General features: G+C 50.4%; 20 protein-coding genes. 17 read left to right on the top strand and 3 right to left on the bottom strand.

Features of this window, described 5'->3' with window-relative positions; genetic code table 11:
- Positions 1-9: 9 nt before the first annotated feature.
- The 7 genes from F557_RS0106450 (at position 10) to F557_RS0106485 (ending at position 6,842) form a co-directional block, all read left to right on the top strand.
- Positions 10-792 carry a lysophospholipid acyltransferase family protein gene (locus tag F557_RS0106450; protein ID WP_019001423.1) on the top strand — a complete coding sequence of 261 codons (783 nt, stop codon included), beginning with the start codon at positions 10-12 and terminating at the stop codon, positions 790-792.
- A gap of 38 nt (positions 793-830) precedes the next feature.
- Positions 831-1,091 carry a phosphopantetheine-binding protein gene (locus F557_RS0106455; protein ID WP_019001424.1) on the top strand — a complete coding sequence of 87 codons (261 nt, stop codon included), beginning with the start codon at positions 831-833 and terminating at the stop codon, positions 1,089-1,091.
- 494 nt (positions 1,092-1,585) lie between these two features.
- Complete coding sequence (locus tag F557_RS0106460; protein WP_019001425.1) at positions 1,586-2,731, top strand: hypothetical protein; 1,146 nt, start codon at positions 1,586-1,588, stop codon at positions 2,729-2,731.
- Between the two features lie 648 nt (positions 2,732-3,379).
- Positions 3,380-3,634, top strand: coding sequence for an acyl carrier protein (locus tag F557_RS0106470; RefSeq protein ID WP_019001427.1), 255 nt, complete (start codon positions 3,380-3,382; stop codon positions 3,632-3,634).
- Positions 3,634-5,202, top strand: coding sequence for an AMP-binding protein (locus F557_RS0106475; protein ID WP_019001428.1), 1,569 nt, complete (start codon positions 3,634-3,636; stop codon positions 5,200-5,202). Before F557_RS0106470 ends, F557_RS0106475 begins: the two co-directional genes overlap by 1 nt.
- Before the next feature lie 9 nt (positions 5,203-5,211).
- The gene (locus tag F557_RS21080; protein WP_019001429.1) at positions 5,212-5,640 is read left to right on the top strand and encodes an ApeI family dehydratase; all 429 of its coding nucleotides are present in this window, start codon (positions 5,212-5,214) and stop codon (positions 5,638-5,640) included.
- 92 nt (positions 5,641-5,732) lie between these two features.
- Positions 5,733-6,842, top strand: a complete 1,110-nt coding sequence (locus F557_RS0106485) for a lysophospholipid acyltransferase family protein (RefSeq protein WP_019001430.1) — start codon at positions 5,733-5,735, stop codon at positions 6,840-6,842.
- On the opposite strand, the gene F557_RS19095 is transcribed toward F557_RS0106485, so the two are convergent.
- Positions 6,839-7,717 (bottom strand): LD-carboxypeptidase, encoded by an 879-nt coding sequence (locus tag F557_RS19095; protein ID WP_019001431.1) that lies wholly within the window; start codon positions 7,715-7,717, stop codon positions 6,839-6,841. The two genes, F557_RS0106485 and F557_RS19095, sit on opposite strands and share 4 nt — an antisense overlap.
- Before the next feature lie 224 nt (positions 7,718-7,941).
- Here F557_RS19095 and F557_RS0106495 point away from each other — a divergent pair, with 224 nt between their 5' ends.
- Entirely contained in the window at positions 7,942-8,454 is a 513-nt protein-coding gene (locus F557_RS0106495; RefSeq protein ID WP_026297789.1) for a metallophosphoesterase, read from the top strand.
- Between the two features lie 50 nt (positions 8,455-8,504).
- On the opposite strand, the gene F557_RS0106500 is transcribed toward F557_RS0106495, so the two are convergent.
- Entirely contained in the window at positions 8,505-9,395 is an 891-nt protein-coding gene (locus F557_RS0106500; RefSeq protein WP_019001433.1) for a hypothetical protein, read from the bottom strand.
- A 504-nt stretch (positions 9,396-9,899) separates the two neighbouring features.
- Between F557_RS0106500 and F557_RS0106505 the strand changes: the two genes are divergently transcribed.
- From F557_RS0106505 to F557_RS21085, 9 genes are all read left to right on the top strand, one after another.
- The gene (locus F557_RS0106505; RefSeq protein WP_157617766.1) at positions 9,900-10,562 is read left to right on the top strand and encodes an outer membrane lipoprotein carrier protein LolA; all 663 of its coding nucleotides are present in this window, start codon (positions 9,900-9,902) and stop codon (positions 10,560-10,562) included.
- A complete protein-coding gene (locus F557_RS0106510; RefSeq protein WP_019001435.1) occupies positions 10,552-12,855 on the top strand; it encodes an MMPL family transporter in 2,304 nt (767 codons plus the stop codon). Before F557_RS0106505 ends, F557_RS0106510 begins: the two co-directional genes overlap by 11 nt.
- Before the next feature lie 7 nt (positions 12,856-12,862).
- On the top strand, positions 12,863-14,023 hold the full coding sequence (locus F557_RS0106515) for a beta-ketoacyl synthase N-terminal-like domain-containing protein (RefSeq protein ID WP_019001436.1): 1,161 nt from the start codon (positions 12,863-12,865) through the stop codon (positions 14,021-14,023).
- Positions 14,020-14,550: an ApeP family dehydratase gene (locus F557_RS0106520; protein ID WP_019001437.1), complete on the top strand. Its 531-nt coding sequence runs from the start codon at positions 14,020-14,022 to the stop codon at positions 14,548-14,550. Before F557_RS0106515 ends, F557_RS0106520 begins: the two co-directional genes overlap by 4 nt.
- Positions 14,551-14,577: 27 nt before the next feature.
- Positions 14,578-15,303, top strand: coding sequence for a 3-oxoacyl-ACP reductase FabG (gene fabG / locus F557_RS0106525; RefSeq protein WP_026297790.1), 726 nt, complete (start codon positions 14,578-14,580; stop codon positions 15,301-15,303).
- The gene (locus F557_RS0106530) at positions 15,303-16,529 is read left to right on the top strand and encodes a beta-ketoacyl-ACP synthase (RefSeq protein ID WP_019001439.1); all 1,227 of its coding nucleotides are present in this window, start codon (positions 15,303-15,305) and stop codon (positions 16,527-16,529) included. Before fabG ends, F557_RS0106530 begins: the two co-directional genes overlap by 1 nt.
- Entirely contained in the window at positions 16,529-17,158 is a 630-nt protein-coding gene (locus F557_RS19100; RefSeq protein ID WP_019001440.1) for a COG4648 family protein, read from the top strand. The genes F557_RS0106530 and F557_RS19100 overlap by 1 nt, the downstream gene beginning before the upstream one ends.
- 189 nt (positions 17,159-17,347) lie before the next feature.
- Positions 17,348-18,499 (top strand): methyltransferase, encoded by a 1,152-nt coding sequence (locus F557_RS0106540; RefSeq protein WP_019001441.1) that lies wholly within the window; start codon positions 17,348-17,350, stop codon positions 18,497-18,499.
- A gap of 119 nt (positions 18,500-18,618) precedes the next feature.
- On the top strand, positions 18,619-19,341 hold the full coding sequence (locus F557_RS21085) for a DUF2786 domain-containing protein (protein WP_019001442.1): 723 nt from the start codon (positions 18,619-18,621) through the stop codon (positions 19,339-19,341).
- 113 nt (positions 19,342-19,454) lie between these two features.
- Here the strand turns inward: F557_RS21085 and F557_RS0106550 are convergent, their stop codons facing one another.
- Positions 19,455-20,321 (bottom strand): MBL fold metallo-hydrolase, encoded by an 867-nt coding sequence (locus F557_RS0106550; protein ID WP_019001443.1) that lies wholly within the window; start codon positions 20,319-20,321, stop codon positions 19,455-19,457.
- Positions 20,322-20,448 lie beyond the last annotated feature (127 nt).

Here is a 20,448-nt window from a genome sequence, read left to right on the forward strand (position 1 = left end):
TGCGGTGCCATGAGAACAGTTAGCGCTTTTGTAAGAGGTCTTACCACTCTTTTTATTTACGGAGTGTTTTCCGGAGGAGCAGTCCTTAACGGAACTCTAATCTATATTCTCCTTATCATTTTTATCAGAGATCCCCGTAAAAGACAGCTGGCTCTTCGCAGGGCGGTGAGAGCAGGACTCCGTTTCTTTATTTTTCTGGCAGGAATCCTTGGAGTTTTTCGGGTAGAGGCGGGCGATATCCGGGAGCTTCAGGGACTCCGGGGAGCTGTGATTATTGTAAACCACCCCACACTGGCTGATTTTGTCATCATTATTTCCCATCTGGATATCCATACTAATACCATGGTCAAGAATTCGCTGACGCATGGCTTTATGAAATACGTCATCCGGCATCTCGGATATGTAAATAACAAATCTGATTTTACGGAAATGAGGGACGCGGTGGCAGCCGGGGACAATGTGCTGATTTTCCCGGAAGGAACCCGAACCCGGGACCCTGCGGCACTGGTTTTTCAGAGGGGCGCTGCCAACCTGGCCATCAGAGAAGCCATACCGTTGCAGCCGATTTTTATTTATTGTGACGCTCCGGGATATCTGTCCCGGGGTTTTTTATCCCTTAGGGTTCCGGATCATGTCCCCCGTTATTACCTGAAAAAAGGAGATCTGCTTCGGCCGGAGGAATTTTTGGAAACGGAAAAGCTTCCTTCCGTAAATGCGAGACATTTAACAAAAAGATTAGAAAAAATGTATAACGAGTGGCTTTTGAATTGTAGTAACCGCAAAAATCGGTAGAATTCCATTGTTTTAAAAAGAGCAAACTGAGGGATGTTATGAGCGAAGATCTGACTCTTAAAATCAAGGAAATGATAATTACTGCCCTTAACCTGGAGGATATCACTCCGGATGATATTGATACAGAAGCCCCGCTTTTCAATGATGGGCTGGGCCTGGATTCTATCGATGCCCTGGAGCTGGGGCTGGCCATGAAAAATACCTTTGGAGTTACCATTAACCCGGAATCGGAGGATGTTAAAAGGCATTTTTATTCCGTGAAAACATTGCGGGAATACATTGAGGAAAGTAAAAATTAGCAATTAGCAACGTTGTGGCGGCGGACAAAACAATTCTCCGCCCCTCTGTTTTTTTCTGCCGGCCGGACTATCAGGTTCGGCCTTTTTGTTTGCCTGAAAAAACTTTGTCTTCAGACTTTAGGATTTTCTGTTTTCCTTTCTTTTATTGTGACAAGGTCAGTTTCTCAATAATCAGCCCGGAATTTCCTGACTGGAGAAGTAATTTTTAGGATTCTCAGAGACTGAATTTAAATATTCTTTAATTAATTCATCTTTTGCAAAAACTACAGGTTTGTATATTGTTGTTACATGATAATGCATGTTGATATGCAATAAAATTAACAATTCTGTGAATCTTTGATAATCTCATCACAAAACAGAAACTGCAATGCTTCTGATATCTGATTGTTTTATAAAGATATGATATTAATTGTATTTCTTAAAAAGGGCGTGATAATGCAGTTATACGCTTGAAAATACATGCATAATATATCTAACAAGGAGATTTTATAATAATGATTAAAGATGAAGATCGGGAGCTCCGGAAACAGCGCAGCCGGATTTGCGACCTTGATGATCAGCAGCTTTACGGGATGACGGATCGGGAATTCTATAACGATTGTTTTCCGCTTAAATCACCCTGGCTTACTGCTGACAGATACCGGATTCCTGCCGATACCGATTCCCAGGCGCGGGAGAATCTGAATCTGCATATTCGCAGCTTTTTTCGGCCGGAGTTTATCAGGAGCAGCGAAGCCGGTACTGATGCCTGTTATGAGGATCTGTACAAGGCCATGCAGAACTTCAGGGACGAGTACGCCTTCAATAACGATTCCCGGATGTCTGAGGAGCGCTTCAGTGAAATGTTCGGTCAGGCCAGATATCCCCGGTGGAATTTCCTGGTAAATGCCTCGTATCACTTCAGCTATCTGCAGTTTCTGAAACGGGAAGCTCCGGACAGCAGATGGTGGGATGACAGTAGTCTTGACACCTCCTCCAAGATTAAGGCCTATCTCACGTCCGCAGATGATGATTATCTGGAAATCTTTCTGGAGGCTGTCCGTTTTCTTGCCGACGGCTGCTGGGAACAGTTTTGTGCCAAGGTTTCGCGACAGCGCCGGGTGGATCATATGTGTTTTTGGATCAGTCCCCGCGATTTTTATCTTCTGGAGGAATTTGTCAAAAGAAACGAAGACCGTTTTGTGAAAGCCATGCCCTTTGTTCCGTACAGCGGAAAAATCGGAATAACCATGGAGTTTATGGGATGCACTCCCGGCTCCTATAACGAGGGGATCGCCCTGATGCTTTTTGCCTATGTGAACAGTGTCCGGGACAAATCAGAAATGACGGCTGAAGATATGTATGACCGGATGATGAGAATGAAAACCTCCAGGAGCTATGAGGGCGATCCCGGTTTTCCGGACTGGCGTGGCAGCTTTGAGAAAGGGACCTGTATCTCTTCAGGATCCCGGATACTTTTGCTGGAGAGCATTGCCCATGTTCTTAGGAACAAAGCACCGGACAGGAATTCCTTTATTTTTAAGGCAGCCGGGAAATATCATCCCGAGTGGAGAGTTCTCGCTTTTAATAATTATCAGAGTTCCCGGACGCGTTACCTGAGATCCCAGTATCGGGAATCCCTTTGGAACTGGAATTCATAGTTCCTGACAGACTTCTGAAAACAGAATCCGGGTTTTTGTATCTGTCCTGACATATAAATGATCAATAACAGCGGGGGCAGCAGGAAAACAGCCTGGTATTTCGGTCCAGGATTACCGGAGCTTAATAAATGCTGTCAGGAAACAGATTTTCCGATGTGGTTTTTCATCCCCGCTGTGTTTGCCGGCTGCGGCAATGGTCATCGGGCTTAAATGAAAGGCCTGGTATGAGAAGGAGGTGGAGCGGAATGGCTTAATTTTGACCGGTAATTATATTTCTGAAAAGAGGTCTCATGATGATGATTCAATCCGGTACCGGAACTGCCAAAGCAGGGAGCGCTGTCGGAGATTTTGTACTGTGGATAAAACAGTGAATAACGCTGTGAATAACACTGTGAATAACCATATAAGGGACAATAGCCCACCCTCTTTCAGGCTGGTTTCTGCCCCCCTTCCTGAGAACTATGGCAATGCAGTTTTGGAACGCTGAGAAAGCGCTGTGACAGTAATGCTTTTTCGGAGGTGGCTTTTAAACAATAAAAACTTCCTGAAAACAGGTATAATTGCAGGTTATTGGGGCAGCGGAGGCTCCTTTATCAGTTACTGACGGCGATAGCTGCATGGCGTGCAGCCTAACGGAGCTTAACGGACATGAACACTCGGGAAGAAATTTTTAACGACCTTCGGGATATGCTGGAAACCGATTTTGAAATCGACAGGGATCTTATTACCATGGAGGCTCTCCTGGGAGAAGATCTGGATTTCGATTCTATTGATGCCATAGACATGATAGCCCAGCTTCAGAGACAGCTAAAATGCCGTTTTACCCCGGAGGATTTCAAGGCGGTAAAAACCGTCGGGGATGTGGTGGATACTATCTGTGCCCGGCTTCAGGAAAATTCCTGATGACAGTCCCTCCTCCTGATTTTCTGAAAGAGCTGCTCAGCAGTGAAAGAAGCTGCGTTCCGGCGTTTTTCAGGGATAATGCAGTCCTTTCTCTGGAACAGGTATTTGCGACCTCCTGGGATATTGCGGCGCGGCTTCCGGAATTGTTTGCCGGGCAGCCGGTGATTCTGGCACTGGATGATTCCTCGGAGCTTCTGGCGGGGATGCTGGCCGTCTGGGTCAGAGGGGGTGTTCCCTTTACACCCTGCGGCTTGCGGGAGGCGGGACTGAGAAAGGCTGCGGCTTACAGCAGTATCGCTGTCGGCAGGCAATCAGTTTTGCAGGAAAATGAGGTATCTTCCGGATTTCGGAGCAGTGTGCGGTTTATAGATGTTTCGGAATTTTCTGAAAGTCCGGATTATTCGGAGGTTTCTCTGGCGGAGAAACGCCGGGATTTTCGGAGACGTCTTGAGAAGCTTGCGGCCCAGAATTCGTCCCGGCTGGAATTTGTGCAGATGACTTCGGGATCCACGGGGGAACCCAAGATTGTCGGCCGCACGCTGAACGGTCTAATGAAGGAGGTGGCGGCTCTCGATTCTCTCGGGATTATCGGAAAAGATAATGTTTCTCTTTGCGTCGCCACGGTGCCGAACTATCATGCCTATGGGATTATGTTCCGGTTCTTTTTTCCGTTGGTTGCGGGAATTCCGGTTTATGACGCCATGATCCGCTATGAGGAACAGTTTGCTGTTCCCGCAGGTTGGGGACGTTCCTTTATGACGGTGGTAAATCCGGGATTCCTTAAGAGACTGGGCTCTTCCGGAAGCATTTCCGGATGCCGGCTTCTTATTTCTGCCGGAGGCCGTCTTTCGGATCATGCGCGGACACAGGGACAGTCGTTTTTCGGGAGTGATATTCTGGAGATTTTCGGCAGTACTGAAACTGGAGCCATGGCCTGGCGCTATACCGGAAATGCCGATGATTATGTGTGGCGTCCGGTTCCCGGAAATCACTTTTATGTTGCTTCCGGGGGACTTTCGGAAAGCGGCGGCAGAATTCCTCTGTCTGTATCCGGAGAGGGGGTGTTTCTGTATGCCTCGGCGTATCTTGAAAATGCGGGACTTTCTGGGGTCCGGGACGGCTGTGAGATTCCGGTATTTGCTCCTGGCGATGAAGTGAGTCTTTCTGAAAATGGCGGCCTGACCATTCTGGGGCGGAGCGGCCGTTTAATCAAGGTTGAGGACAACCGGGTGTCCCTGGATCAGGTGGAAGCCTGCTTTGCCTTTATTCCGGAGATTGCCGATGCCGCGGTTATTCCTTATGAACGAGAAGGACGTGAAGGCACGCAGGCATTCATAGTGCTGAATTCCCGTGGGCAGTCCCTGCTACGTGCCACAAGTCCGGGGAGAATGATGATCGGGTTTCGGAATATTCTCAGGAAGCACATGCTGCCTCTGGCGGTTCCGCGCAAGTTTATTATTCTGGCGGAAATTCCGGTTAATGCCAATGGCAAGACCGATTACCGGAAGCTTGTCCGGATGGCTGCGGAGCATAGTACTGCCAGGACTTCGGAATCTGGAAAACAGTGAGGTGCTGTTATGCGTAAAACCGGGGATTTCAGCCGTACAACTCAGGAGCTTCTTGAAAATGCCGTTCCGGACGGTGTCATAAAATCCCCAGGCGGTAGCAGCACCTTATCTCTGGGCTGCCGTATTCCACCTGATATGGTCTGGTTTCAGGGCCATTTTGCGGCTTATCCCGTTTATCCAGGGGTAGCTGAGCTGGATCTGGTGCTGAAAAGTCTGAAGCATTTTTTTGGTTTCGACTATGAACATTTTGTACTGGAAATTCCGCAGATTAAATTCCCGAGACCTGTGCTGCCGTGTTCTGATATTATGCTGACGGTTACCTGGAATGAGCCGGCACTTAAATGTGAGTTTCGGATCGTGTCCCAGGACGGCAGGGCAGAACCTGCGGATCTTCATGCCGCAGGAAAGCTGTGCTTTCGGAAGCCGGTGCGGGGCTGATATCCCGCAGGCTTTGGTGAATAATGCGGGAGTTTGTCTGATTTTGACTGAATATCATTGCCGGGAACCAGTCATGAGCGGAGCAGGAAAGGATGTCTGAAATTAAAACCGAAAATGATGCGGCTGTAGACAGCGGGCACAAGGAAGCGGAGATCGGAATCAGGGAGACTGAAGAGGCCTCATGGCGGAAGGAATCCGAGAAAACCTCCGTCCTTGGCATCAAAATTGTTCTCAAAATCTATGACATTTTCGGAAAGCGGGTTTCTTTAATTCTGGTCTGGTTTATCTCGCTATGGATTTGGATATTTTCTCCGGAACTTCGGAAAAGCTCCCGGATCTATCTTGATCGGGTAAGCACCTTTGCAGCCTCCCGGGGGATCTGTCTCGGACGTCTCTCCACAAGACGTCATGTGTACCGGGTGGCGGAAAATTTTTTCGAGCGGCTGCTAACCTGGAAGGGGGTGATAACAGCGGAGCGGCTTAATTCCGAAAATCATGATCATGAAAGGATGCTGGCCCGGGCCCGGGAACCAGATGGAGCAATCCTTATCGGGGCTCATGTGGGAAATTCCGAAATGCTGCGAGGAATGAATTCTTCCTGTTCCCGTAAAAAGGTCAGCTCTTTCATGTATGCCCGGCAGTTTCCCCGCTTTATGGAGTGTATCAGGACTCTGAATGCCGAGAGCGGTCTCAACATTATTATGCCGGAGGAGATTACACCGGCAACTGGTATTTATCTTGGCGAGAAGCTGGATGCGGGGGAGTGGATCTTTATTATGGGAGATCGGCTTCTGGATGGAGATACCCGTTCCTGCGAAGTAGAGTTTCTTGGGAGAAAAGCCCGTTTTCCTCTGGGCCCCTGGCTATTGGCGGGCATTTTCAAAAAGCCGGTATATACCGTCCATGCGGTAAAGATCAACGGGGCCTATCAGCTGTTTTTCCGGGAAGTGGGGGAAGTGCGCTTTTCCCGTAAAAACCGGGAGCAGGATCTGCGAAGCTATGTGGAGAGCTATGCCCGTTTTCTGGAGGAGCTCCTGTTACAGGCTCCGTACGAATGGTTTAACTTTTTTGATTTCTGGGAGGAATATGAGACACTGGAGCAGTCTTCCGGAAAGAAAGTCTCAAAACATGGCCGGGGATCTGGCGAAGGGGGCGGGAAACCCGGTGATGAATCTGCTGATGCAGCCACAAAGAGGATTTAAATTCTGAAGCAGTGCGATCCTTCAAACACATATTCCCGCCCGATCATAATCCCCCGGGCATTATGGTAATGCCCGATTTCCGGGGTTTCCCAGACAGGAAGATCCCCCGGGATAAATGGTGCCAGGAGATCCGAAACCACGATTCCGGGATGCTTTTCCTGAAGCTCGGTAAATGTTCCCAGCACTATTCCCGCAATTCTTCCGGTGATTCCCAGAATCTTCAGGGAGGCAAAGCCGCTGATAATTCTTTCCGGGCCGCCACCCAGAGATTCCAGTACCAGAATTTTACCGTCCGGATTCGGCATGAACGGAGTTCCCGAAAGCTTCAGGAAGCACCGGAGGTTTCCGCCGATAACGATTCCCTGCATACGATTATGTTTTCGGAATCTTCCTTCCGGAGTGACCAGAGACGCCCGGGAATCCGGATTTTTAAGAAAATCAATAAGCTCCGTCAGTCTGAGTCCGGAGTGGTCCATTAACGCATGGAGCGCCTGATAAAGTACTCCGGAGCTTCCTCCGGCAGCGAAGAAGGCATTGAGAAGCACTGTAAGATCGCTGTATCCCGTGAAAATAGTATTTCTGCCGGGAAAGATCAGATTCTCGGGATGCAGAAGGAGCTCGTTAGCTGTATCTCCGCCGGAGATATCTATGATGAATTTAAGATTCGGGTAACTGAGGATCTCCGCCATGTCACGGGCCTTTAGCTCCGGAGAAGGGGTTTGGGGAATTCTTTCAGAAAGAGTTTTCCCGGTAATCACGTGAAAGCCGTTTTTTTCTAGAACGGCTTTCAGGGCGGCAAGCAGTTTCAGCTTTTCCGGGTGAGGAGCATCGGAGAAGCCGGTAATGGCAATATAGTCTGTCATGGTGTTTATCATAGCGGTTTTTGCTGTCCTGCCGGCTGTGTTGCACAGCAGACAGTATTTATTTTGAGGACAATGGGAAGCTGTTTTTTAAGGAAGTTTATGGAATACCTTTAGTACAGTCAATGCCTGAAAAATGGCTGGCCGTTATACTGGGGCTTATATATCTGCTACATTCCGAGTCTCTGTCAGCCGTTTATCAGTCCAGGGAATCGAATTTAACTATCAGGAGGATTTCTGTGATCTACTTTACCAGCGATCTTCATTTTGGACACCGGGGCATCATTGATATGAAAAAACGGCCGTTTCGGAATGTGGATGAAATGAATCACTGTCTGCTTGCGAATTTCAATGCCGTGGTGCATCGGAATGACACTGTGTATATTTTGGGAGATCTATGCCACCATATGACAGTTGATGCCGCGAATGCGATTATATCCAGAATGAACGGCCGAAAGTATCTCCTTAAGGGCAATCATGACAAGAACTATAACCCGGATCTTTTTTGCGAGATCCGGGATCTTATGACGCTATCCTACAATGGTCAGGAATTTACCCTGATGCATTATCCGATGCTGTCATGGCCCAAAATTCATCAGGGAGGCATTCACCTTCACGGACACATTCATGAATCCGCAGAGTACAATCTTAAAAACCGTGCAGAAGGCATTAGACGCTATGATGTCGGTGTTGATGCCAACTTTTTCTGCCCGGTGTCCGTAAAAAGCATCAGCGAATTTTTCGGGGGGTAGTGCGGTGCTGCTGTGTTAGGGATGGAGTCTGGTGCCGGGGGCTCCCGTTATTATGCTTTCTCCCTCAGCAGTGCCTTGCAGGGGGTAATACGCCCCGAAATCCGGTCTTCGATCATGCCGGCGGCCTTCAGCACGCTGTCAAGGCTGATGGGCGGTATAGTATTGTTGCTGTCCAGATAGCTGTGAAGATATGATTCCGACCGGCTGTCAATCCCCATTCTCGCGCAGACAATCCAGGATACACATTCCGCTTCAAATTCCTCAATGTTTTTGTCATGCGAGTTACGGGATTTCCATCTTGAGGGATCCGGTGTGCCGAGGTGTCCGCAGTAGAGATGTCCCAACTCGTGGAGCACAGTGGCAAAAGTTTCCACAACACCCAGATTGCGGTTGACAATAAGATTGTACTTTACCAGCACTTCCTTGTTATTTCCGTATATCTGGTATTTCCTTGCATGCGTAGAAGCCAGCTGAATTGATCCGGCTCTGCAGGATCCGTTGTCAGCTTCATGGAAGGAAATCCCGTCGGCCGGAAGATTGAAAAGCAGCTTTGATAAGGCATCCTTGCAGGCTAGTGCATGTTCCGGGGCTGGAATTTTAAACGGGTTAAGCAGTTGTTCCGGGAATGGGCGGTCTCCTTCGGTATCCTGTACCTCAAACACGAACTGTATGGGACGGAATGGCTTCAGAATCAGCAGCGGGCGGGCTCCTGGCCTGACAGTGCGTCCGAATTTTTGAAGCCAGTCTTTTGCTGTGGCGACGTAGGCACTTCCGGGCCGCTGGATGTGAATCAGCATAGCGTTGTAAGGCGCCAGATTTCCGAATCTTTTTACAAACTGCAAAAGGTCCTGAAATTCATTGCTTTCGCGATAGGTTCCCACCCGCTGGAACAGCAGATCAAGCTCCCCGGGACGATCGTTTTGCTTAGTATTTTCTTCCATCTTCTGAAACCTCCTGTTGTTAAAACAGAATCTGAAGATTCTGTAATGTTTAGTCATTGTATAATAGTATAGCATAATATTTAATAGGTGGTATATATTATATAATGATTTTTTGGAACGGTTTTGCGACTTCTTTCGAAAAATGATAATTTTTTCTGGAATCTGATAGTGGTTCCGGAGCGGAATGTCCGAAAGGGGGAACTGTGCATTGTTTCCGGGAACAGGATCCGGGCTCGTCCCAGTTTTACAGCGGAGGATTTAATAATTCCGATACCTGATTTGCCGTCGATGTTTTAAAATGCGCGGTATACGGGAGTTCTGGACGGGAGCAGAAAAGCCTCTGGAAATTCGGGGACAGCTTTCAGGACAATTTCATCAGTATTGGAATTTGAAAACGGAATTCATGAAAATGATTGTGAAAATGGAGGAAAAACCGTGAAAGCAGTGCCGGAAAAGTCAGATTCCCGGATGCGGTGTTGTAAAAGAGGGGCTGGAAGTTCTGTTTTGTTCAGTCGTCTGGCCGCCATTTTCATGCCGGTCCTGTTCCTGCTTTATGGAACATATTCCAGCACGGCTTCGGCAACCGCCGGAAATGCGGCACCGGTTTCTGATTCTCTCCGGGAGCTTTTCCGGGACGCCGCGCCCCATAAGGCTTTTTTTACACTGGAGAAGTACCTTTCAGGGCCGAACCGTACTGTGTTTTCCGAAGGCAGTGTGCTGGTATTTCCCGGCGCGGGAATCTGCTGGATGGCCGAAAAGCCCCGGAAGCAGCTGTGGCTTATTACAGCTTCGGGGATTTCCGACCCCGACCGTTACCGGGTTCCAGAATCTGCCCGCGGCGAAAGACCCCATCCCTTTTTCTCGAAAACCATGCAGGCCTTTACTGAACTTATCTCCGGACGTGCAGCAGATCTGGAAGGCGGGTATGATCTTTCTCTCTCTCCCGGAGGAGATTCTTCAGAAACTGTTCTTAGGCTGCTGCCGCGGGATCCCGGAGTTTCCCGGGTTATCGGGGAAATCGTGTTAACAGTCGCGGATTCCCGGATTTCCGGCATCAGTATTGCGGAAACCGGGGGCGGCCATACCCGAATAAGATTTATGCCTGCGGAAGATCATTCCGGTTTTGATCCCGCTTCCGGGCTGGAAGCTATGTGTCATGATCGCTGACAGCGGAAAATCTTCCGGCTATGTCTCCGGAAAGGGAGCCTTTATCCGGGCGCTGGCTTTTCTGGCCGGCATGCTTTTTCTCGTTCTGTCCGGACTTGCTGCTGTAATAGAAAATCCCTCCTGCATTACCTCGGATCTTGGGGCGCTGCTTCCGGATAGCGGCGTCTCTGATGACCACTGCTTTACCGGACGCATTGCCCGGGAAATCGTTATCATGGCCAGAGCGGATTCCTCCTCTGTAATTAGCAGGGAAACTCCTTTCGGGACGATACCGGATATTTTGAGCCGTTACCCGGAAATTATTGCTGACGATACAGCGGTTCTTGACAGTACTGGCAGGTACATTTTTGCTCACCGTTATCTTTATCCCCCGTATTTTAATAATGAAAATGACCTTCGGGAGGCGGTGTTCGAGGCGGTTTACAGCCCCATTGGCGGCCTTACGGATCCGGAATTTCAGAAGGATCCCTTTCTGATAATGCGGCATTTCGCCGGAATTCCGGCCGGTAATTTCACTCAGGATGCTTCCGGTTTTCTCAGGACGGAAAGAAACGGAGAGATTCATTATCTTCTCACCGGGAGAATAGCATCCGGAGCCAGTCTTTCACAGGAAAGGGGCGAGCGGCTTCTTGCGGAGCTTTTTGAAGAACGGGATCGTCTCCGTCACCTGGGTGTTCGTCTCAGTTTTGTATCGCCGTTTTTCTATCAGGTCCGGGCGACCGGGAATTCTGTTTCCGATATGACCCGTATTGGAGGATTTTCCGTGGCGGTACTGGCTCTGGTATTTATTGTTATTTTTCGTGGCCTTCGCGAGCTTTTGGAAACCTTGTTTTTCCTGGCGCTGTTTCTGGGCGGCGGCGTGGCTGCAGTGATTCTGATACTGGGACATGTCCATGTAATTACCCTGGGAATGGGGGCGGCCCTGGTTGGAATCTGCGCAGATTATCTCATTCATTCCCTGATGTTCCGGCGGTGCGGGGATTCTGCTGCCGGAAGAAAGCTTGCCGGCGCTCTTCTGCTGTCCGGAGCCACCAGTATTGCCGCCTATCTTATCATGACACTGACATCGCTTCTGGTTTTGCGGGAGCTAGCTCTTCTGGCGGCGGTTTCGCTTTCTCTGGCCCTGATGACAGCAATCCTAGTCGTTATTCCCTTCCGCAGCAGAAGATCTTTGGCATTTCCGGCCCGTAAGGAGTCCCAGCGGATTCGGTTCTCTATGTTTTCAGAAAGCGCTGTTCCAGGATTCCGCAGAGGAGTTTTCGGAGGTGCGGCGCTTCTTATAGGGGCGGGGCTCTGGGCTGCTTCTGGTATTGTTCCGGACGATCGGGTATCTATGATGCAGGAACAGGATGCGGTGCTGAGCGGGATGGACCGGGATATCAGGGAGACACTTTTCAGTTCCGAAAAAACTTTCTGGTATCTGGTAACCGGACAGGATCGTGAGGAGGCGATCCGGGAATGCGAGGAACTACGGGATTACCTGCCGTCCGGACTCCGGAAGGCTGTGTATTTTCCCTGTGATGCCGTTCCCTCCCTTAAAACCTCCCGGGACAGTCTCCGGCGTTATCGGGAGGCTCTTCCCGCTCTGGCTGCAGCTTATGACAGTGCGGGGCTTCCTCTGGATGAACTTCCAGAAATACCGGAATCTGCGAAGCATGTGAAAGAGGAGATTCCGGACAGTATTTCCTGGATGATTTCCGAAACTGCAGTGCTGCTCAGGACTGGAGGTGCCCCGGAAATACAGGAGGCTCTCAGAGAGGCTTTGCTTTCCTGGGGGAATGTGAAACTGCTAGACAAACAAGCACAGTGGAATAATGCTTTTCGGGATTTTAGGGTACAATTGACCGGGGTTCTGGCGGGGGCTTTTCTGACGGCTCTGGCGGTTTTAGTCCTGGTGATGCGAAAAAGAGTGTTTTCCGGCTTCCTGCTTCCGGTGCTGGGAGGTCTGTCCGGAGGTATTCTGGGGGCTGTTTTTCTGTCCGGGGGCTATTTTGGACTGTTCTCGGTTATGGCTCTGTTTATGATTTTGGGACTGGGGGCGGATTACTGCATTTTCATGTTTTCTGCCAGTGCCGGAGATTTTCAGGCGCGCTGGCGGGCTCTTCTGGCCTCCTGGCTGACCACGGAGGCGGCATTCGGTGCACTGGCATTTTCCGAAACCCGGGTTCTGGCTTCTTTCGGCTGCATGCTGGCTCCGGGACTTCTGGCGGTTTTTGTTCTGGCGGCCGTGCTTAATTTTCCGGAACGAAGACCGGATTTTTCTGATAGTTCCAGGGACGGGAGCGGAGGATAAAACTGAGATGATTTATCTTAACGGTCTGGAAGCAGTTTCCGCGCTTGGCGGGGACAGGAATGAGGCTGTGCTGGCTATCAGGAATAACTGTTCCCGCGCTTTCCGGACAATACCGGGCTATCTTCCCGGGGATATTGCCGCTGACCTGGGAACAGTGACCTGTCCTTTGAATGCTCCCGGGGATACGGATTCCCGGACCGGCAGACTGGCGGCCCACTGCATTAATCTCTCCCGGGATATGATAACCGCGGCCATCCGGCACTACGGGCCGGATCGGGTGGGACTGGTACTGGGAACATCTACCTCTGCCATCAGCGAAGTGGAACAGGAAGGGCGGATCCTGATGGCCAGAGGTGAAAGGCTTTCCTTTGATTCCCGAATTTACGAGGTGGCCACTATCACGGACTTCCTGAAGAAAATGCTGGGGCTCCGGGGACCATGCTATACCGTGGCTACTGCCTGTTCCTCATCTGCCCGGGCTCTTATCAGCGCTCTGGAACTGATTAATGCCGGAATTTGCGATGCAGTGATTACCGGAGGGGCTGATTCCCTGTCGGCGGTCAGCGTGAGCGGCTTTTATTCTCTTGGCGCACTGTCTCCCGGTCATGCCCGTCCCTTTCATCGGGAGCGTGATGGCATCAGCATCGGGGAAGGTGCCGGAATCGCACTGGCCGCCCGGGAGAAGCTGGAACCCCGGGCTCTGAAGTTCCTGGGCTATGGCGCCACTTCCGACGCTCATCATATTTCAGCCCCGGATCCTTCCGGTAAAATGCCGGCTGCTGCCATGAGAAAGGCTCTGGATATGTCGGAACTTGATCCTGGGGATATCGGCTATCTGAATCTTCACGGCACAGGAACCAGGCTCAATGATGCCATGGAGGGGCGGGCTGTTTATGAGGTATTCGGGAACAGGGTTCCGACGTCTTCAGTAAAACACCTTGCCGGACATACCCTGGGGGCGGCAGGAATTACTGGAGCCTATGTGGCCTCACTGGTGCTTGACGGTGTGCCGCTCCCCCGGCATGATTACCGGCCGGAGGAGTTCCGGGAGGAATTTCCGGAACTCGATCTGGTAACTGCGAGTGAAAGATATGCGGAAAGACCGTATGTAATGGTAAATTCATTTGCCTTTGGCGGAAACAATGTGTCGATGGTGTTTGGAAAATGATTGGAATTGATCTTTCGCCGGAGGAATTTTTTCAGCTGATGCCTCATAAGGAACCGATGCTGATGATTGACGGGGTTATCGAGGCTGATCCCGAACTTGATTCTGGTACTGCCTTTTATATTCCCGGGAGGCGTCCCATGGCCGGACTGAACCCTGACGGTTCCCTGCCAGTACATATTGTGCTGGAGGTTATGGCTCAGGGGTGCGCCGCGATTTTAGGGATCTGCCGGCTTCTGAGAAACGAGCCTCCTATGGATAAAGGGCTGCTTCTTTCAGTCAGGGGTTTTAAAACCTGCTGTACCGGATCGCTCCCCCAGGGAAAGAAGATCCTGATTACTGTAAAGAGAGAGCTTCTGGAAAACGGTTTTGCAGTTCTGACTGCTGAAGCGCGGTTTTCAGCCCCTCCGGAGGAAAAGGGTGATTATGCTCCGGAACTTTTGTCTGTGGCCCGGGGACGTTTTTCCGTATGGAGCTCCGGAGCTGAGACTGACGGCGGGGACGGAGAGACAGGACTGCAGCGGATATAACGGAAACAGCTAACAAAACAGGTGATAATCATGCGAAGAATTCTAATTACAGGGGCCGGAACCGGAATTGGGGCGGCTACGGCACGTCGCCTGTCAGGCATGGGGTTTCAGCTGGCGCTCCATTGCCGTAATCACCGGGAAAATGCCGAGAAGCTGGCCCGGGATTTTCGGGATCAGGGGCGCCAGGTTTCCGTTATTTCCTTTGATGTTTCGGATCCTGCAGAGGCAGATGAGGTTCTTTCCCGTGATATTTCCGAAAACGGAGCTTACTGGGGGGTGGTGCTAAATGCCGGCATCACCAGGGATGCCGCTTTTCCGGGAATGTCGCATGAGGACTGGCAGCAGGTTCTGGATACCAATCTCGGGTCTTTTTACAATGTGCTCCGTCCCTGTATCATGCCCATGATCCGTCTTCGTGACGGAGGCCGGATTGTGGTGGTTTCTTCGGTTTCAGGAATTTCCGGTAACAGGGGGCAGACCAATTACAGTGCATCCAAGGCCGGCCTGATCGCTGCGGCCAAATCGCTGGCTGTGGAACTTGGCAAAAGAAGGATTACTGTCAATTCCGTGGCTCCCGGAGTTATTGATACAGGGATGGTTTCCGAGGAACTTCGGGAAAGGGTGCTTCCCCTGGTACCTCTGGGGCGTATCGGGAATCCCGAGGATGTGGCGGGGACGGTGGCATTTCTCTGTTCCGAGGATGCGGGATATATTACCAGACAGGTTATCAGTGTAAACGGAGGAATGTGCTGATGAGGAGAGTGGTGATAACCGGAATGGGGCTCTGTTCCCCTCTGGGATGCGGACAGGATGAGGTCATGCAGGTTCTCCGTTCCTGCAAAAATGCGGTGCAGATGCTGCCGGAGCTTCAGGAATACCGTAACATGACATGTGCTCTTGGGGCTCCGGTTACCGGCAGTCTTCCCGATTATCCCCGTAAGAAAACCCGTTCCATGGGACGTCTTGGAATTCTGGCAGTGACTGCTGCCGGAAGTGCCATAGAGGATGCCGGTCTTGCTGGAAGTCCAGAGCTTACCGACGGTACGGCCGGAATTGCCTGCGGTAGCTCTGCCGGAGCAATGTCCGGAATGCAGGATGTGGCAGGTTTTCTGACAGAGAAGGATATTGTCAGTCTTAATGCCACGACCTATGTGCAGATTATGCCTCATACCTGCGCAGTGAATATTTCTCTGTTTTTCGGAATAACCGGCAGGATTATTGCCACCTCTACCGCCTGCACTTCGGGGGCCCAGGCCCTGGGGTATGCCTATGAAGCTATTAAGTGCGGAGCTCAGGATCTGATGGTGGCTGGCGGTGCCGAGGAACTCAGTCCGCTATCCGTGGGGATTTTTGATGTGCTGTACGCCACTTCGGGAACCCGGGATCCGGCACTGACCCCGCGGCCGTTTGACAAAACCCGGGACGGTATTGTGGTGGGGGAAGGTGCCGGCATGCTGATCCTTGAAGAATATGAACATGCGGTAAGACGCGGTGCCCGGATCTATGCCGAAATTGTCGGCTTTGCCACCAATGCCGATGCCTCTCATGTAACCAGTCCTTCTACAGCGGGAATGGAAAAATGCATGAGGCTGGCCTTAAAAAATGCCGGTCTTTCCCCGGAGAGCATTGGCTATATCAATGCTCATGGCACTGGAACCGTGCAGGGAGATCTGGCGGAAGGTCAGGCGATGTACCGTATTTTTGGGAACCGGACTCCGGTGGCCACTCTGAAGAGTTATATGGGGCATACTCTGGGAGCGGCCGGAGCACTGGAGGCTGCCATGACCATTATGATGCAGCGTGCCGGATGGTTTGCTCCCAATCTGAATCTCGCTACCCCGGATCCGGAGATCGGGGATCTTGCCTATATCCGGGGCGAGGGGGTCTTTTTGGACACTGAGTATGTCATGAGCAACAATTTTGCTTTCGGCGGCGTTAACACCTCGCTTATATTCAGAAAACCGGAGTCTGGACTTTGATGACCGGGAATGCATCTCGGAAAGAGAAAACGAAGCGGAATCCTGCGGTGATGGTTTTCCGGTTTTTTCTGAAGATTCTGTTCTGGGCCGGGTCTCTCGGCTATCCGTTTTATGTTTATTACGGCCTTAGAAACCAGGAACGGCTGGGGCCGGTGCTGTACCTTTTAATTCTGGCAGGGCTGAAACTTTTTCTGGGAGGACGGGATTCCCGGGATATCAATACTGTTATTCTTGTGGCGGCCTTTTTGGCGGGAGGCGGGTATTTTTTGAAAATGTCTCCGGAGTTCATGCTGTTTTATCCCTCCATGGTCAGCCTTGGACTTCTGGCCTTTTTTGGAAGAACCCTTATCGGAGATCGGGTGCCTTTGGTGGAAAGAATTGCCTCTCTCAAGGTCCCGCCCGAGGAGCGGACTCCTTTTTTCAGAAAGTACTGCCGGAGAGTAACGGAAGCATGGTGTGTTTTTTTTATTTTTAACGGATCCGTCGCGCTCCTTCTGGCTTTGATGGCGAATCGGGAATATTGGATGCTTTACACAGGAATTATCTCTTATATGCTGATGGGACTGATGTTTGCAGGAGAGTTCCTTATCCGCATGCTGTGTTTCATGAAGGCCCGAACTGACAGGTAGCTACGCGGAACTAATGCTTTCATCTTTTTTGTTTAGCTTTTTCCCGGCGTGCCTCCGAAAGGAGAACTGCGGATATTCTTTTGAAAAGAAGCCTGAAAAGAACATTTCATTCGTGTAAAGAATTGGCAAATGGTGGATTGTTGATTATCTTCAGTCTGGATTTTGATTTTAAATTATGCATAGTTATTAATGACCATTCAAAAATTCAATGATATTTCAGCCATGGAGGCTCTTAAAAAAGCGCAGTCCATAGCAATGGGCCCTTTTGTTTTCCAGGCTGTTGCCGCTATGGAGGAACTGGGAATCCTGAAGGCTCTGGCGGATCTTCCTCCGGGAGAGAGCATTACCCGGGAAGAGCTTTCCGGAAAAACCGGGATATCGCTGTATGCCGTGGGAGTGCTGACGGATCTGGCGGTTACTGCCGATATTCTCATTGAAAGGGAAGAAAAGGACAACGGCATTACCGGTGAAGACGGGGGGAATGTCTCAGAAGGAAAAGTCTGCTCCGGGGCGATTCGGAGAGGTCTTATGCTTTCAAAAGTTGGAATCTATCTTGCTCATGATCCCATGACCCGGGTTAATCTGTCTTTTACCAGGCACGTCTGCTATCAGGGACTTGTTTTTCTTGCAGAATCGTTAAAAAACGGCAGGCCCGAGGGACTCAGAATATTTACCGAAGACCATGATACGATATATCCCTTTTTAAGCTCTCTTCCTGAGAAGGCCAGGGAGGCCTGGTTCGCGTTTGACCATTTTTATTCGGATCGGCTGTTTCCGGCAGTTATCCCGGAGTTATTTAAAATGTTTTGTCCCGGTGTTATTTACGACGTGGGCGGCAATACCGGAAAATTTGCCCTTGCTGCCACGGATTATGACAGTGCCGTCAGGGTTACCATAATCGATCTTCCGGAACAGTGTGCCATTGCCCGCGGGAATATTAAGAGTGCTGGCCGGGAGGAGCGGATTGACGTCTTTCCGGTAAATATTCTGGAACCGGATCCGGAACTTCCAGGAGACGCCGATGTCTGGTGGCTAAGTCAGTTTCTGGACTGTTTCAGTACTGGACAGATATCCTTCATTGTTTCCCGGATTGCCAGAGCTGCGAAGTCCGGGGCTATTCTGGCTGTAAATGAAATCCTGGGCGATCGGCAGAAGAACGATGTGGCTTCCCTGGTGATAGATGCCAGTTCTCTTTATTTTACTGCTCTGGCCAACGGAGTCAGCCGTTTCTACCATGCCCGGGATCTGATTCCGCTTATCGAGATGGCGGGTTTTTCCCTTTGTTACGAGATGGATCATCAGGGTATGGGGCATTCGGTGCTGTTTTTCAGAAAGAAATAAGCCGGGACTCCGGTACTATTCAGAGTAGACTAGTCAGTTATCAGAGATAACCTGCTATTTTTTTTCCAAAGCACTGACAAAGCTCTCGTATTATAAACAGCAAAATAAGGCAGATAACATTGACTACTAACGATAACAAAAAATCCCGACAGCTTGAAAGAATCAGGAAGCTTCTAAGTCTTAGTAAATCGGCCAATCCTCATGAGGCAGCCACGGCACTTAATATGGCTATCAGGATTCTCAGGGAGAACGGACTCACTATGGATGATGTGGGTCTTTCGGAAATCAGGAGCGTGATAATCACCAAGGTGCTTTCGTCCAGCATGAATAAAACCCCGGTATATGAAAATATGTTCCTGAATCTTATTCAAAAATCTTTCGGTGTTAATTTCATACTGTGCAGCGACGGTTACCGGAAACGTTACGAAATATATGGTCCGGCTGATCGTGTGGATATGGCTGCTTATGTCTGCGAGGTTCTCGTGAGACAGATTTGCGCTGCCAGAAAGAAGTATCTCAGAGAATACTGCGATTTTCCAGGCTACGGCTACTTAAGAACTCTTAAAAGGGATAAAGCGGACAACTATTGCCGGGGGTGGGTTTCCGGAGTGTCTCAGCTGGTGCACGGTTTTGTGGAGGTAACGCCGGAAGAGGAGAAAATGATGCTGGCGTATCGCAATTCCAAGTATGTGAACATCGGTATGACCAAAAACAGGCAGACCAGTGCCAGCTGGGACGCCTCAGGTTATCGCCAGGGCATGGCTGACGGTCTCAATGCAACTCTTAATCGGCCGGTTAACGGCAGTGATGTCCGGGAATTTGTTCTGGGATATCAGGGGTGAGTAGCCGGAGTCTGGGCCTCAGAGTGATAGCGGAAGACTCAAAATGGCCGGAGAAAACCGGAAGTATCGTGTTTTCTGTTCCGGACATAGCTGATTGCCTGCTCCGATTCCTGTCATACTGTCAATTCTTCCCCGGTACGGATGAGGTGCAGCTGTTCTCCCATGATTTCCTTCATGATTTCATATTCTGGCCTGCCGGTGCAGTGGCAGGTATAGAATACGGAGGTGAATTCCAGAAGCTGTGAGGCGATGTTCTGAACCAATGCTGTGTCTTCAGCGGTCAGAGAGGCATTCTTTTTAAGATGGAAGCCGCTCAGTACCAGATCCGGATCCCGGTTCAGGAGTTCCCGGCAGCGATGCATGATGTTGACAATGCCGCAGTGGGCGCATCCTGAAAAGAGGGCAGCCTTTCCCTGGCTGGAAACAATAAGATGCTGTTCGTGCCGGAAATCATCCCTGACAAGAGTTCCGGAGGCGGTTCTGACTTTCAGGGGATGTCCGAATTCCGGGGCCGGGTATTTCTGTGGGACTCCGGTGAATATTCTGAGCTCGCTGTCTATTTCCAGATCTCCTGTCAGAAGCGCTGTATGATCCGGAAGCCGGAGTTCCGGAGGAAGCCCGATATAGCGGGGTTTTTCATGCAGTGATATATAGTTTTCCAGAGCGGATCTCTGAATACAGATGCGGGCCCGGGAAGTACGGGAAAGAAGAGCCGGAAGGCCGCCGCCATGATCGTAGTGACCGTGGCTGATTACTACCGTGTCCGCCCGGGAAAGGTCGATGCCGGCAACGGCGGCGTTTGCGAGCAGGAGATCCGAGGCTCCGGTATCAAAGAGGAGACGATGATTTTCAGTGGTGATCCAGAAGGAAAGCCCGTGTTCTGTTCCCGTGGCCGTAAAGGCAGGATGCGGTGCAAGGGGCGAGATATCGCTTTCTTCTGGAGAACGGCGGAAGTTTTCGACAAGAGTGAGAATTTTCATGAGGGTCTGGGGAATATCCGTTTTATACAGCGGAGCTCCTGATAGGGGGTAAGTTATCCGGAGGGCGGTGATTTCTGACTGTTTCCGACCTCAAAAAAAGACACCGAAGAACTTACCCCCGGTGCTG

The organism is Succinimonas amylolytica DSM 2873, assembly GCF_000378405.1.
GTDB classification, from domain to species: Bacteria; Pseudomonadota; Gammaproteobacteria; order Enterobacterales; family Succinivibrionaceae; genus Succinimonas; species Succinimonas amylolytica.

Bases quoted from the DNA above. Each gene is read 5' to 3' on its own strand.
- F557_RS19095 (WP_019001431.1), bottom strand. From the start codon at position 7,717: ATGATAAACACCATGACAGACTATATTGCCATTACCGGCTTCTCCGAT.
- F557_RS0106515 (WP_019001436.1), top strand. From the start codon at position 12,863: ATGATTTATCTTAACGGTCTGGAAGCAGTTTCCGCGCTTGGCGGGGAC.
- F557_RS21080 (WP_019001429.1), top strand. From the start codon at position 5,212: ATGCGTAAAACCGGGGATTTCAGCCGTACAACTCAGGAGCTTCTTGAA.
- F557_RS0106455 (WP_019001424.1), top strand. From the start codon at position 831: ATGAGCGAAGATCTGACTCTTAAAATCAAGGAAATGATAATTACTGCC.
- F557_RS0106500 (WP_019001433.1), bottom strand. From the start codon at position 9,395: ATGGAAGAAAATACTAAGCAAAACGATCGTCCCGGGGAGCTTGATCTG.
- F557_RS0106510 (WP_019001435.1), top strand. From the start codon at position 10,552: ATGATCGCTGACAGCGGAAAATCTTCCGGCTATGTCTCCGGAAAGGGA.
- F557_RS0106520 (WP_019001437.1), top strand. From the start codon at position 14,020: ATGATTGGAATTGATCTTTCGCCGGAGGAATTTTTTCAGCTGATGCCT.
- F557_RS0106450 (WP_019001423.1), top strand. From the start codon at position 10: ATGAGAACAGTTAGCGCTTTTGTAAGAGGTCTTACCACTCTTTTTATT.
- F557_RS0106460 (WP_019001425.1), top strand. From the start codon at position 1,586: ATGATTAAAGATGAAGATCGGGAGCTCCGGAAACAGCGCAGCCGGATT.
- F557_RS0106475 (WP_019001428.1), top strand. From the start codon at position 3,634: ATGACAGTCCCTCCTCCTGATTTTCTGAAAGAGCTGCTCAGCAGTGAA.
- F557_RS19100 (WP_019001440.1), top strand. From the start codon at position 16,529: ATGACCGGGAATGCATCTCGGAAAGAGAAAACGAAGCGGAATCCTGCG.
- F557_RS0106530 (WP_019001439.1), top strand. From the start codon at position 15,303: ATGAGGAGAGTGGTGATAACCGGAATGGGGCTCTGTTCCCCTCTGGGA.
- F557_RS0106540 (WP_019001441.1), top strand. From the start codon at position 17,348: ATGACCATTCAAAAATTCAATGATATTTCAGCCATGGAGGCTCTTAAA.
- F557_RS0106470 (WP_019001427.1), top strand. From the start codon at position 3,380: ATGAACACTCGGGAAGAAATTTTTAACGACCTTCGGGATATGCTGGAA.
- F557_RS0106485 (WP_019001430.1), top strand. From the start codon at position 5,733: ATGTCTGAAATTAAAACCGAAAATGATGCGGCTGTAGACAGCGGGCAC.
- F557_RS0106550 (WP_019001443.1), bottom strand. From the start codon at position 20,321: ATGAAAATTCTCACTCTTGTCGAAAACTTCCGCCGTTCTCCAGAAGAA.